At 59.4% G+C, this 12922-nt stretch carries 10 protein-coding genes and 1 pseudogene; 6 read left to right on the forward strand and 5 right to left on the reverse strand.

The genetic code is table 11. The features are described from left to right. The first annotated feature begins 97 nt into the window (after nt 1-97). Together HAP41_RS04520 and panE are read left to right on the forward strand one after the other, a co-directional pair. Entirely contained in the window at nt 98-706 is a 609-nt protein-coding gene (locus tag HAP41_RS04520) for a 2-hydroxychromene-2-carboxylate isomerase (protein WP_166104988.1), read from the forward strand. 123 nt (nt 707-829) lie between these two features. Continuing rightward, the gene (gene panE, locus HAP41_RS04525) at nt 830-1753 is read left to right on the forward strand and encodes a 2-dehydropantoate 2-reductase (protein ID WP_166104984.1); all 924 of its coding nucleotides are present in this window, start codon (nt 830-832) and stop codon (nt 1751-1753) included. A 209-nt stretch (nt 1754-1962) separates the two neighbouring features. On the opposite strand, the gene HAP41_RS04530 is transcribed toward panE, so the two are convergent. The 3 genes from HAP41_RS04530 to HAP41_RS04540 form a co-directional block, all read right to left on the reverse strand. Continuing rightward, complete coding sequence (locus HAP41_RS04530) at nt 1963-2556, reverse strand: c-type cytochrome (RefSeq protein WP_166104981.1); 594 nt, start codon at nt 2554-2556, stop codon at nt 1963-1965. 202 nt (nt 2557-2758) lie between these two features. Next, on the reverse strand, nt 2759-4039 hold the full coding sequence (locus tag HAP41_RS04535) for a PQQ-dependent sugar dehydrogenase (protein WP_166104978.1): 1281 nt from the start codon (nt 4037-4039) through the stop codon (nt 2759-2761). Nucleotides 4040-4418: 379 nt separating this feature from the next. Next, complete coding sequence (locus HAP41_RS04540; protein WP_166104974.1) at nt 4419-5405, reverse strand: NAD-dependent epimerase/dehydratase family protein; 987 nt, start codon at nt 5403-5405, stop codon at nt 4419-4421. 274 nt (nt 5406-5679) lie between these two features. Here HAP41_RS04540 and HAP41_RS04545 point away from each other — a divergent pair, with 274 nt between their 5' ends. The 3 genes from HAP41_RS04545 to HAP41_RS04555 all read left to right on the forward strand — a co-directional run bounded on the left by HAP41_RS04545 (nt 5680) and on the right by HAP41_RS04555 (nt 9407). Then, on the forward strand, nt 5680-6951 hold the full coding sequence (locus HAP41_RS04545; RefSeq protein ID WP_166104968.1) for a tyrosine-type recombinase/integrase: 1272 nt from the start codon (nt 5680-5682) through the stop codon (nt 6949-6951). Then, complete coding sequence (locus HAP41_RS04550) at nt 6948-7712, forward strand: hypothetical protein (protein ID WP_166104964.1); 765 nt, start codon at nt 6948-6950, stop codon at nt 7710-7712. The genes HAP41_RS04545 and HAP41_RS04550 overlap by 4 nt, the downstream gene beginning before the upstream one ends. A 771-nt stretch (nt 7713-8483) precedes the next feature. Continuing rightward, nucleotides 8484-9407 (forward strand): OST-HTH/LOTUS domain-containing protein, encoded by a 924-nt coding sequence (locus tag HAP41_RS04555; RefSeq protein ID WP_166104960.1) that lies wholly within the window; start codon nt 8484-8486, stop codon nt 9405-9407. On the opposite strand, the pseudogene HAP41_RS04560 reads toward HAP41_RS04555, so the two are convergent. Next, nucleotides 9390-10225 (reverse strand): annotated as a pseudogene (locus tag HAP41_RS04560) (IS5 family transposase). The gene HAP41_RS04555 and the pseudogene HAP41_RS04560 sit on opposite strands and share 18 nt — an antisense overlap. 383 nt (nt 10226-10608) lie before the next feature. Between HAP41_RS04560 and HAP41_RS04565 the strand changes: the two are divergent. Beyond that, nucleotides 10609-11451, forward strand: coding sequence for an IS5 family transposase (locus HAP41_RS04565; RefSeq protein WP_166104957.1), 843 nt, complete (start codon nt 10609-10611; stop codon nt 11449-11451). Between the two features lie 697 nt (nt 11452-12148). On the opposite strand, the gene istB is transcribed toward HAP41_RS04565, so the two are convergent. Beyond that, complete coding sequence (gene istB / locus HAP41_RS04570) at nt 12149-12910, reverse strand: IS21-like element helper ATPase IstB (protein ID WP_166063422.1); 762 nt, start codon at nt 12908-12910, stop codon at nt 12149-12151. Between the last annotated feature and the right edge of the window lie 12 nt (nt 12911-12922).

Below are 12922 nucleotides of genomic sequence, written 5' to 3' on the forward strand. Positions count from 1 at the left end.
AAGATATTATGACCATCATTAAACGGTGGACCCGTGGCGCGCGCTGCGCCACAATGGATGAAAAGCCAGATTAAAAGCCAGGTCAGGGAGAACGATTTTGACCCGCACAGCCCCGCAATTCCTGTTCGATTTCGGCAGCCCGAACGCCTATCTCAGTCATCTCGCGATCCCGGCGATCGAGCAGCGCATCGGCGTCAAATTCGAGTACGTGCCGATCCTGCTCGGCGGCATCTTCAAGTCGACCAACAACAAGTCGCCGGCCGAGACGCTCGCCGGCATCAAGAACAAGCGCGAATTCCAGGCGGTCGAGACCGAGCGCTTCGTCAAGCGCTTCAAGGTCCAGCCCTATGTCATGAATCCGTTCTTCCCGGTCAACACGCTGAACCTGATGCGTACCGCAATCGCGGCACAGGCCGAGGGCGTGTTCGAAAAATATGTCGAGGCCGCTTTCCACCACATGTGGCGCGAGCCGAAGAAGATGGATGATCCGGAAGTTGCGGCGAAGGCGCTGGCGTCGTCCGGCCTGGACGCCCAAAAACTGTTCACCCGCGCCCAGGAGCCCGAGGTCAAGGGCAAGCTGATCAAGAACACCGAGGACGCCGTTGCCCGCGGTGCGTTCGGCTCGCCCACCTTCTTCGTCGGTAACGAGATGTTCTTCGGCAAGGAGCAGCTGCGCGAGGTCGAGGAGATGGTGTCGGGAAAGTGAAGCGCGCGAATGGCGCGTAGCGAATAGCGAGTGGAAATCGCGCCTGCTATTCGCTACTTCCTGTTCGCCATCCGCCAAAAATAAAGCCAAGTATAAAGCCAAGAATAAAAACGGAGTTCTCCCATGCGTATCCTCGTGGTCGGCGCCGGCGCCATCGGCGGCTATTTTGGTGGCAGGCTGTTACAGGCCGGCCGCGACGTCACCTTCCTGGTCCGGCCGCGCCGCGCCAGCGAGCTCGCGAGCGCCGGCCTCGTCATCAAGAGCCCGAACGGCGACGTGACCTTGAAGAATCCGCCGACCGTTCAGGCCGACGCGCTCAAGGAAAAGTTTGACGTCGTGCTCTTGAGCTGCAAGGCATTCGACCTCGACGACGCCATCAAATCGTTCGCGGCCGCCGTCGGGCCTGATACGGCGATCATCCCCATGCTCAACGGCATGAAGCATCTCGACACCCTCGACGAAAAATTCGGCAAGGAGCGCGTGCTCGGCGGCCTCTGCGCCATCGCGGCAACCCTGAACGAGAAGCGCGAAGTGGTGCAGCTCCAGCCGATGCAGTCGCTCAGTTACGGCGAGCGCGACGGCAAGCTCTCGGACCGGGTCAAGGCGATCGACGAGGCCTTCAAGAGCGGTATCAACGGCGCCGCCGCCAGCCAGAACATCATGCAGGACATGTGGGAGAAGTGGGTGTTCCTGTCTTCGCTCGCCGCAAGCACCAGCCTGATGCGGACCTCCGTCGGCAACATCCTCGCGGCCCCCGGCGGCCGGGACTTTTTGCTCGGCATGCTGGACGAGACCAGCGCGATCGCCACCGCGTCGGGCTACACGCCGGGCGGCCCGTTCTTCGAGCGCGTGAAGGGCAACCTCACCACCGAGGGATCGCCGATGACGGCATCCATGTTCCGCGACATCAAGGCGGGCCTGCCGGTCGAGGCCGATCACGTCATCGGCGACCTCATCGCGCGCGCCGACGCCGCCAAGGTACCGGTGCCGAAGCTGCGCATCGCGTATACGCATCTGAAGGCGTATGAGAGGCAGCGGGCGGGGTAGCTCCAAACTTCACTGTCGTCCCGGGGCGCGCAGAGCGCGAGCCCGGGACCCATAACCACAGGGAGTGGTTGTGACGCGAGCTGGTCACCACGAGTCTTCGCCAAACTTGATCCTGTGGCTATGGGTCCTCAGATGCGCAATTGCGCATCGTAGCTCGCGACTTCGTCGCTCCCCGGGACGACAGCGGCGTTTGCCGCAACGACTCCGCGTTACTTGAAATACGCGAGATAGTGCGAGACGGCAGTGATTTCCTCATCGCTCATGTGATAGGCGACATCGGCCATAGCAGCGCCGCCGCCGCCGACGCGCTGGCTGCTCTTGTAGTCGTGCAGTGCCTTGACCAGGTATTCCTCGCGCTGGCCCGCGAGCCGCGCGACGGCCTTGGTGCCGGCAAAGCTATCCGTATGGCACGAGGCGCAGCGGCGGCCGACGGCAACTTGCGCGCCTTTTTTCGACAGGTCCGGATCCCCGTCTTCCGCGGCCTTCGGCGGCGTCATCTGCGCGAAATAGGCGCCGAAATTGCGGATGTCCTCGTTGGTGATCTCCTCGGCGATCGGCTGCATCTGGTCGTTCTTGCGCGAGCCGGCGCGGAAGAACACGAGCTGCCACTGGATGAATTGATCGGGCTGGCCGGCCAGCGAGGGGATGTTCTCCGTCTGCGAAATGCCGTTCTCGCCGTGACAGCCGGAGCAGACGGCGGCCTTCTCCTGGATCGCGGCATTATCGGCGGCCTGAGCTCGGACGAATGCAAGTGCTGCGAGCGATAGCGTCACAGACAGAATTCCAAACCGAACGGCTCGCATGGCTGATTTCTCCGACTGTCATTGCCGGGCTTGACCCGCCTGCTTGGCGTAGGCCCGGCAATCCATCCCGTTTGCAAAGAGGTTTCTCGTTTGATGGATGCCCGGATCAAGTCCGGGCATGACGAACGCGTTCCGCTGCAAGCCTGTCACAAACAAAAGAGGCTGCGACCGTCATCCGGTCGCAGCCTCGTGTCGTCTTACGCTACTTCTTGCTGTAGCTGATGCGATAGATCGCGCCGGCCCAGTCATCGGCGACGAGGATCGAGCCATCCTTGGCGAGGATGATGTCGTTGGGACGGCCGAGATAGCCCTGGTCGCCCTCGATCCAGCCGGAGGCGAACACTTCCTTCTTGGCGTTCTTGCCGTCGGGGCCGACGATCACGCGCGTGATATTGCCGCCCTGGTACTTGTGGCGATTCCAGGAGCCATGCTCGGCGATCAGGATGTTATTCTTGTACTCGGCGGGGAATTGATCGCCGGTATAGAACTTCATACCGAGCGGAGCGACATGCGCGCCGAGGTTCAGCACGGGCGGCGTGAACTCGGAGCACTTGTGACCCATCGCGAACTTCGTATCCAGCAGGTCGCCCTGGTGGCAGTAGGGATAGCCGAAATGCTCGCCGATCTTCGAGATCATGTTCAGCTTGTCTGAGGGCAGATCGTCGCTGATCCAGTCGCGCGCGTTCTCGGTGAACCAGTATTTGCCGGTGCGCGGATCGACGTCGCCGCCGACCGAGTTGCGAACGCCGAGCGCGTAGATCTCGGCGTTGCCGGTCTTGGGATCGACGCGGCGGATCTGCGAGACACTGGTCGGGGGCACGCCGACGTTGAAGGGCGGTCCGAACGGCAGGTAGAACCAGCCTTCCTTGTCGACCGCGATGTACTTCCAGCCATGCGCGGCATAGGAGGGCATGTCGTCATAGACGACCTTGCCGTCGCCGAGCTTGTCGAGATTGGCTTCGGCGTTGTCGTAACGGATCAGCTTGTCGACCGCGATGACGTAGAGCGCGCCATCCCTAAAGGCGAGACCGGTGGGCATGTTCAGCCCCTTCAGGATGGTCTTGACCTCTTTCTTTCCGTTGTTGTCCTTGATGGCATAGACGTTGCCGAGGCCGAACGAGCCAACGAACAGCGTGCCCTTGTCACCCCAGGCCATCTGCCGCGCGGCGAGAACGCCGGGCGCATAGACTTCGATCTTGAAGCCGGCCGGCAGCTTGATCTTCTTCATCATCGCGGCGAGCTCGGCCTCCGACGCGCCGGTCGGCGGGCCTGATGGCGGCGCGAGGCCCTTCTGCGCCTCGGTCTCGTCGCCGAGGAACCAGTCATCCGGCGGATGGGTCCAGAACTCCTTGGTGCCGGATTCGTATTTCTTCAGCTGGCGGTTCTTGTCCTGCTGTTGCGCGCTGACTGCGCTTGTCCCCGCGAGAAGGGCAACCGCTGCAAGCGCCAGGACGGATTGAAAGACGGATTGATGGAATTTCATCGCGTCACTCCCCAAAGGCAGCCGTCAGGGCTGCACGTTATTTTGTTTTGCTAGTCGAGAGGCGAAGTTCGGAGTCTGTCAGGACGACAGACGCAAAAAGGTTAGCACATCTGCGGACGGTGAGAAGCGCGTCGGGAGCACTGCAGTCAGACTCAATAGAAATTGAGACTGAATGCCACGAAGATTTGCACGGCGCCGACAACGGTCTCGCTGCAACGCGGAATCAAAATGGCGCGTGACTGATTTGCAGGCAGCAGGAAGAGCGGTCGCACAGCATTGCGAAAACAACCCCATGCACAGTAGAACGGCTCAGCTCGGTCTGCTCCCGGTGACGCCGGGCAGACATTTGATGCGTCGAGCAAAACGGCAAAGACGGCGATTACGAGGCGACGGGATAGGGTCCGTCGTCGAATACCGTGTCGTGATAGCCTTTCGACCCGATCTCGCGCGCCAGCGTGCTGCGAAAATCGCGGCCATCGCGCAGGCTGTCCAGGACATGCGCGAAGTCGAATTCGGGCCGCCAGCCTAGCTCGCGCCGCGCACGGTCGTTGACATAGACGCGGTCGATCTCGGGGAATAGCCGCCATCCGCGCGCCGCATAGAGCTGCGCGCAATCCGTGTAGAGCTCGCGCACGACACCGGCCGCGTCGCGCGCGAGCGCCGCGAGATGACGGGATTCGAACGGGCTCGTGGCGGAGATGATGTAACGGGCAAAACCGATCTTCGGCGCGCGCTCGACGGCGAGCAGATGGGCGCTCACCGCGTCCGCTATATCCAGCCGTCTATAGAGCAGCTCATTGGCCTGTGCGTTGTCCAGCGGGTAAGCCGAGCGCACCGCCGGATCGTCATCGTCCTCAGGGAAGAAGCGCGAGGTCCTCAAGATCACGACCGGCAGGCCGCGCTCGCGAAAGAACAGCTCGCACAGCGTCTCGGCCATCAGCTTCGTCGTGCCGTAGATGTTCTTCGGCACCGGCGGCAGGTCCTCGGTGACCCACACCGCGGCCTGTCCGGCCCCGGGTCGAAGCTGCGAACCAAATGCGCTGGTGGTGCTAGTGAAGACGAAGCTGCGCACGCCGGCGGCTAGGGCCGCCTCGAGCAGATTGAGCGTGCCAGTGACATTGGTGTCGACGAAATCCTGCTTGCCGTGGGTCGCCACATGCGGCTTGTGCAGCGTTGCCGTGTGGATGACGGCGGTGACGCCGTCCATCTGCCGCTGCACGAAGTCGGGATCGATGATCGAGCCGATGGCATCGGTGAAGGGCGATGGCTTCAGATCGATCCCACGCGCGGGGAAACTGCGTCCCCGGAGCATACGGAGAACGGCCTCCCCAAGGTGGCCCGCGCTGCCCGTGACCAGAATTGTCATTTGAGACCCAATACAGCCGCCAGCGGCGTGGAAAACCACGGTCCGACCCGGTTTGGCTGGATGCTTTGGGAAAAATTGGAGCGGGCGAAGGGGCTCGAACCCTCGACCCCGACCTTGGCAAGAGCGCCTTGTTCCGTCCGAGCTAGTAACCACGAGTAAACCCCCAGGATTCCGGCTGTTGTCCAGGGTACGGAAACTGGAGAAGAGCTAGTTCGGTGGAGTTCGGGCGGTGACACTGGGTTTCTGCTCCCCCGGGGCTCCCCGGAGGGATAGCATGGTTGCGAGCAGCCGACGAAAACGGTTCACGGATCAGGGCATCGAGCGCCTTAGGTACGATACAAAGATCGCTCCCGAGAACGGCCGTTTAGAAATCTCAGACGATTTATGCCCGGGCTTAATTCTCCGAGTGACCCCCAAGGGGGTGAAGTCCTTCAGCGTGATCTACAAGATCCCTGGCGAGGGGGGTGTGACCCCGGGCGGGCGCCTTTTAACTGGCAAGCAGCATCGGATCACCCTCGGAACAACGCCTCCCCTCGACCTCAAATCCGCCCGGGAGCGGGCCAGGGAAATTTTGCTGGCCGCGAGCCACGGCCGCGACATCCGGCAGGAGCGAGCTGCAAGCCATATCCAGCGGCATCAGAATACGTTCGATCGGGCTTTCGAGCGATTTATTGAGCAGGAAATTAAACCAAGCGTTAACTCTTGGCGGAATGTAGAGCGCGTGCTGCGGCTCCACGTCCTGCCCCACTGGACAGGAACAGGTCTGCACGAAATCCGCCGAGCGGACATTCATCAGATCCTGGATGGATTGGTCGCGAGGGGGCTTCGAGGTGCTGGAGCCGAGGTGCGCAAGCACTTGTCACGCTTCTTTAGCTGGTCGGCCGATCGCGAACTCGTGCGAGAAAATCCGTTGACGGGCCTCAAACGCAGCGACCTAGGCTCTAACGAAGAGGCAGGCCGGGCACTGACTGACGTTGAGCTCCGGGCCGTTTGGCGGTCAGCTTGCAGCTTAGGATATCCGTTCGGAGCACTCTTCCGCCTTCTGATGCTAACCGGACAGCGTCGGAATGATTGGGCGCGGGCGAGCCGCTCCGAACTGGACTTTGGAAAAGGCTGGCTGGAGATCCCTAAGTCTCGCTACAAAAGTAGGCGAGACCACATCGTGCCGCTCTGCCCTCAGACTCTCGAAATACTCGATGATCTTCCTTCCTACAACTCTCCAAACCATTTTCTGTTTTCATCTCGAGAGGGCCGGGTGCCAGTCTCGGGCTTCTCAAAAGCTAAAGCCACAATGGATAGTGAGGCCAGCGCGTTGATCAAATTCGAAGATTCAACGCAATCACTTCAGAACTATCGCCTGCACGACTTCCGGGTCACTTGCGAAACTAGGTTAGCAACGCTCGGCTTCAATCAAGATGTTCGCGATGCCGTGCTTGGACACGCAAAGCAAGGCCTTCAGAGGACTTATAACAAGTATGACTATCACAATGAGAAGCATGAGGCACTTACGGCTTACGCATCTCACTTGGCGGAGATCGTTAAGTGACTGACCGCAACGCACCGGATCTGCACGAGGAGATTAATCGGCGAATTAGGTTGCAGCCACATCGAATAGCCGCAGCAGCCCGCGAAGGCGAAATCCCAGAATATTCGGATCAACTCGCGAAGGTGCTTGAAGCGATCAGACAGTCGTACTCTGACACGAGAGTCTCCGAGGAAGCACGTAAGACGCCAGGAATTTACAAAAATCCCGTTCCTCCAAAGCCCGGAGACGAATATTACGACGTGTGGGGAAAAGATGGAGGGTGGAGTGCTGGAACGTGGGACGAACTGTTTCCACCCGCCAAGGGGCAACCGCCTCATGAAGCACTGCGTTTAGTGCAGGATCAGCTGAAGGAATTTTGGACGGAACTACGCTGTCAAATGAACAAGGCCGCTGCTCAACCTTTCTCCCAGCATCGAAACACGCAAGGCCGCGACACAAAGCGAGCATCGAAACCAAAGAGATTGCTCAAGTGGGCCCCGCGGTTCGCTAAAGAGTATGTCCAGACGCATACGAGCGACGGCCGACAGCAAGGCAATATTCGTGAGGAGATGAGACCCCAAAACCCATCCGCGAAACTGTTCTTAGCGGCGGCTAAGCTGTTCGACCCCTCCTATACCGGAAGTAACTGCTATTCAGTTATGGAACGCCTCAAGAACGACAGGAGATCGCCCGAAGGACAGGCTGCCTTGAGAGAGCGGCGCAAACGAGCCGGTCAACGGCACCGGAGGAAGAAATCTCTCAACGCTAAATCGCACTCCTAAGACGAATTTGGCGGCGTCGCGATAAGGGCCATCAATGGAGCTGAGGAGCTGATCCCCCCGAGCTCCCCTTCCGAATACGGGTGGATAAACGTGATCCCGATGTTTGGGAATTTCGATCAGAGCCGAACCCTGCGCAGGTTGAGCTCCAAGACCGAAGCGAGCAGAGCTTTGATGCTTCTATTACAAGGGCCGGAGAGACTCCGAGGCGGCTGGCGAGAGCCGCAGCGTCACAAGACCGAGAAGACAGAGCTAACCCCAGGAAGCAAAGACAGAGGTGCCGGAGTTTCGCATCAAATTGTGCGTTGCAGAAGGGGCGCAGGTCGCTCCTGGTCAACGCCGCATCTGGCATCGTCAAAAATTAAAAGTGACAAGTTGAGCGTCAAATGCAGCGCCCAGAGTAGGAGTTACTGGCGCACGCCCAAATTCAAACGGTTGTGACTCTTTCCAATGCCAACCGCGAAGAGAATCGTCTAGAGTTATTTTGGTGACGGGCGATTGATTCAGATGCTCGTCGGTCGAAGACCCTTGGCAGATGCAAAACCTTGCTCAAGTGCTTCGTCGATTCTCTAACCGCGTAGCGCAGCCCACGACCCGCGTTTTCTCATAGTAGCCACCAGATCTGGCACTAAGTAACAGCTTCTGAGGCTCAACATAACATATCCGGCATCAAAATTGAAAATGGTAAAGCTTAAGAACGTCGATAGCTTCCTTCACTTGCTCAGGGTCGTCGTGAGGGATGCGAGCAAAAAGAAGGGAACGGAAGTTCGAACGATGTCGGTCGCGGCACTGAACAACCGACTACTGCAAAAGACGTTCAGGACATTCCAGTCGCGCGATTATGGCGCGGACAGCTTGAAGGAACTACTCGAGGCGTTCAAACCCGCCTTCGAATTGAAGGAGGAGAAGGGAGGAAGCACCGTCACATTCCACGATCTATCACTGTCGGCTGCCAGTCTGGTTACAAGGGCAACCGCCCCGGACCAGCAGGCCGAAAGTCCGGTGTCAGTTGGTGCCGGTCGGATACGCGCCGACCTCTGGACCTCGATCATGGACTACTCTAGCGGCAATCGATACGTCTGGGATGAACGGAAAGGAATCGCACGCAAAGCGTCTAACGATGATACCGGGCCCCTTCTTCCGACGATCCGCTCGGAAGAATTTCGCACTTGGCGCGCAGAATTTCTAACTTCCGCAAAGGCGACGCTGGCGCCTGAGGATAGGGCGATCGCGACCCGATGGTGCGAAAAGTTACTTCCGACGTCGAGCCTGCCACCCGAACTGCAGGCTCCTTGGAATAAGGAACTAAGCCGGCGAGTGCGGGATCGTCTATCTTCCTTTTTCTCTTCTCGCGATACGCGTTCGCTAGACGATGAGGTAGACCAAAAAGAGTTTATCGGGTCCGATCAGGCTGCTGACGAGGAAATGACCGCAGCAATTGATAGCGGAGAGTTCTTCTTAGTCGGAGAACTCGTGGCACGCCGCCTGGAGCAAAAAAGCGGGGTGGACGCATCGACAGCACTTGCGAGGATGGTCGCAGCGTGGAGTACGACGAAAGGGTCTCTCCTTCAACCCGACTCGGTGCCGGAACTGGTCGGCCGGCTTGACGCCCTTCCGACGGAGAGCGTCGCTCTCGCGCTCGTCAGCGCTATCCGGCGTCTCAGAGTCTGTCCGGAAAGATTACCTTGGATTGCATAGCTTTCGCAGCATGAGTCGGATGGAGGCCAGCTTGAGAAAGGCGAGCGCCCTGTGATTGAAGCATTCCCAATCTTTGGACAGTCTTCGGCATCGCCCGAGCCAGGCAAAGGTACGCTCGACGATCCAGCGTTTGGGCAAGACGACGAAACGGTGAGCCTGATCGGAGCGTTTGACGATTTCGAGGTTCACGCGCTTCAGAGCGCTACGCAGCCCCTTCTGGAAATGTGGCCCTTGATATCCGCCGTCGGCGTAGAGCTTCAGAAGAAAGGGATAGAGGCCGAACAACGTTGCCATCAGGAGCACGCCGCCGTCGCGATCCTGGATGTCCGCCGCATGCACGATGGCGTGCATCAAGAGGCCTTGCGTGTCGACGAGAATGTGCCGCTTCTTGCCCTTGATCTTCTTGCCCGCGTCGTAGCCATGGAGATCATGAGGCCCCCTTTTTCAGCGCTTTTCACGCTCTGGCTATCGATGATGGCGGCGGTGGGAGAAGCCTCGCGCTCGGCCCTTTCGCGACATTCGACATAGAGGGCGTGATGAATTTTATCGAGCGTGCCGTTCCAGCTCCACAGATCGAAGTAGCCATACAGCGTCGAGCGCGGCGGCAGGTCCTTGGGGATCGCGCGCCACTGGCAACCTGTGCTCAGGATGTACATCAGCCCGTTGGCAATCTCGCGCAGGTCCACCGTACGCTTGTTGCCGCCGCGCTTGGCCGGCGGGATGCGAGGCGCGATCAGCGCCCACTCCTCGTCGGTCAAGTCGCTCGGATAGCGCAGGCGGCTGCGGTCGTAGCGTGCACGGTTCTCGGTAGTCCACATTGGCGGCGCGTCCCCATCGAATCAGGCCGCTCACCTTGAATCACAACCGATTCATTCGACTCAACATGTTTTGGAACAGACACTTAGGGGCCAAACTCCGATCGTTCCGTATTGCCGTCGTGACAGCGTAGCTCAGCTCGCAAACAATGCTGCGGACCAGCGTGCTATTCATGTCGTTAACGCCGTCAGGCGTGTCGTTCGGCCAATCGCGTTGGCTTGGGATATAGGTGCCGCAAGCCGCCAAAAGGCAGCAGAGTATGGCACAAAGCAGGTGCAAATACCTCATGCTGCATCGCCTCTAAGTGTCCGACCGAAAAATAAGTTGAGTGATATCAGCGAGTTCTGATTCCATTGGTGTTGCGAAGCATCAAAGGGATCGAGGAATGTGGACTGATATCACCCGGGCACAGTTTGCCCGAGAGGAGCTGCGTTTGCCAAGCGACTTGACGGATGCGGAATGGGTCGTGCTGGAGGAGTTGCTTCCTGTGCGGGCCAAGCGTGGACGGCGTCCGAAATGGAGCTATCGCGACATCGTCGAGGCGGTGCTCTATCTGCTGCGCGGCGGGTTGCCGTGGCGCATGCTGCCGCCCACTCTGTTTCCACCAATGACCACGGTGCAGTACTATTTCTACCAATGGCGCGACAGCGGATTGTGGCAATCGATCAACCACGCACTTCTGATGCTGGCGCGCGAGGCGATCGGCCGGGAAGCCTCGCCGACGACTGGCGTGATCGACAGCCAATCGGTCAAGACCACGGAAGGCGGCGGCCCTCGCGGCTACGACGCGGGAAAGAAGATCAAGGGTCGAAAGCGCCACATCGTCACCGACACCCAAGGGCTCCTGGTCGGCGCGATCGTTCACGCTGCCGACGTCCAGGATCGCGATGGCGCGCCAGATGTCCTGTGCAGCATTCGCTACCGCTTCCCCTGGCTGCGCCATATCTTCGCCGATGGCGGCTATGCCGGCGAAAAGCTCAAGGCGGTGCTGGAAAAGATCGGCCGGTGGACTGTCGAGATCATCAAGCGCTCCGATGCCGCACAGGGCTTCGAGGTGCTTCCGCGGCGCTGGGTGGTCGAACGAACCTTCGCCTGGCTCGGCCGCAACCGCAGATTGGCCAAGGACTTCGAGCGAACCATCGAAAGCGCAACTGCCTGGCTCTTCCTCGCCTCCGTCCAACTCATGACAAGGCGCATCGCAGCCATAAAAACAGCAATGCAATTTTGAGTCAGGCTCTAAGGTTTGCATCCGATAGACGGTAGCGAGGCATGCTGCGCACATGCGTAGAACGCCGAAACGCCCCGCCGCAAAAAATAGCTCTTTTCACCGCACCTGCGGCACTAATTTACCGAATTTAAGAGTAATCGAAATCCTACTGCCAAGCCGACGGCGAGTCTGTAGCGAAACGGCAACATGTTGCAATTTATCGTTGTAGCGACTTCGCAGTGGAATTCGGGGCCTGCCGCCAACGGAGAATTGCTTGTTGTTTGTGACCTACGTCGCAATTGATGCCTTCCTAGTCCCGTTGCAATCTCCTTCGGAGGACATACCAAGGCGAGAGTTGAATTGAAGTGGTTGGCTAGGAATCGTTCAGCGCCGCAACAAGTTTACGTCCAGCATCGAGCAGCAGATCATCAAGACCGGTCTGTTTCGAGAGGGCATGGCATCTCACGCGAACAGTTCTGGGTGGACGCGAACGGAGCGATCTATTCCAGCTTTGCTATGGCAAGCAGCCTCTTGAGCTGGAGAAAAACAAGAGCACGCTCAAAGTATCGACGATCTCGTCGAGCAGCTTGACCAGATCAAGACGATCGCGGTCGCTGGCTGCATATTTCAGTGATCGTGAGCAGCGATTTCGCGCGATCATGAGCGCCGAATTCAGACGATCGTGAGCAGCCTCGCTCCGGCCGAGGCGGTGATAGGGTCAGCGTTCTGGCTGCTCGTCAAGGGTGATGGTTTTGGCGTTGCGTTTTCGCATGCTTTCGCCAGCAAGCTGGAGGCGGTGAGCGTTGTGGACGAGGCGATCCAGAATCGCGTCGCCTAGCGTGGGATCTCCGATAACTTCGTGCCATGTGTCCACAGGGAGTTGGCTGGTTACGATGGTGGAGGAGCGGCCATGGCGATCGTCAAGGATTTCCAGTAGATCGCGCCGCTCGGCAGCGGTGAGCACCGACAATCCCCAATCATCCAAAATCAGAACCTGGGCGCGGCCAAGGGTTTTGAGCAAGCGGGCATAACGTCCATCGCCCCGCGCGAGCCCCAACGCTTCGAACAATCTTGGGACGCGGTGATAGAGGACCGAGCGATTATCTCGGCAGGCCTTGTGGCCGAGGGCACAGGCTAACCAACTTTTGCCCAATCCGGTCGCCCCGGTTATGAGCAAATTCTCGTGGCGATCGATCCAGTCGCCGCTGGCGAGCTTGGCGAAGACGGCCCGGTCGATACCCCGCGGCGTGCGCAAATCGACGTCCTCCACGCAGGCATTCTGGCGGAGCGAGGCCAGCTTGAGGCGCGTGGTGAGCCGCCTGGTGTCGCGTTCCGCCGCTTCCCGGTCGACCAGCAGGCCGATGCGATCTTCGAACGGCAAGGCTTCGAGATCAGGCGATCGTCGCTGCTCCTCGAAGGCCTTGGCCATGCCGCTCAAGCCGAGCTCGATCAGGCGTTCGTGGGTGGGATGGTTGAGCATACAGGTCTCCTT

The sequence above is a fragment of the Bradyrhizobium barranii subsp. apii genome (genome assembly GCF_011516635.5).
GTDB classification, from domain to species: domain Bacteria; phylum Pseudomonadota; class Alphaproteobacteria; order Rhizobiales; family Xanthobacteraceae; genus Bradyrhizobium; species Bradyrhizobium barranii.

Coding starts and splice junctions, on each gene's coding strand:
- HAP41_RS04540 (WP_166104974.1), bottom strand. CDS start 5,405: ATGACAATTCTGGTCACGGGCAGCGCGGGCCACCTTGGGGAGGCCGTT.
- istB (WP_166063422.1), bottom strand. CDS start 12,910: ATGCTCAACCATCCCACCCACGAACGCCTGATCGAGCTCGGCTTGAGC.
- HAP41_RS04555 (WP_166104960.1), top strand. CDS start 8,484: ATGTCGGTCGCGGCACTGAACAACCGACTACTGCAAAAGACGTTCAGG.
- HAP41_RS04535 (WP_166104978.1), bottom strand. CDS start 4,039: ATGAAATTCCATCAATCCGTCTTTCAATCCGTCCTGGCGCTTGCAGCG.
- HAP41_RS04530 (WP_166104981.1), bottom strand. CDS start 2,556: ATGCGAGCCGTTCGGTTTGGAATTCTGTCTGTGACGCTATCGCTCGCA.
- panE (WP_166104984.1), top strand. CDS start 830: ATGCGTATCCTCGTGGTCGGCGCCGGCGCCATCGGCGGCTATTTTGGT.
- HAP41_RS04565 (WP_166104957.1), top strand. CDS start 10,609: ATGTGGACTGATATCACCCGGGCACAGTTTGCCCGAGAGGAGCTGCGT.
- HAP41_RS04545 (WP_166104968.1), top strand. CDS start 5,680: ATGGTTGCGAGCAGCCGACGAAAACGGTTCACGGATCAGGGCATCGAG.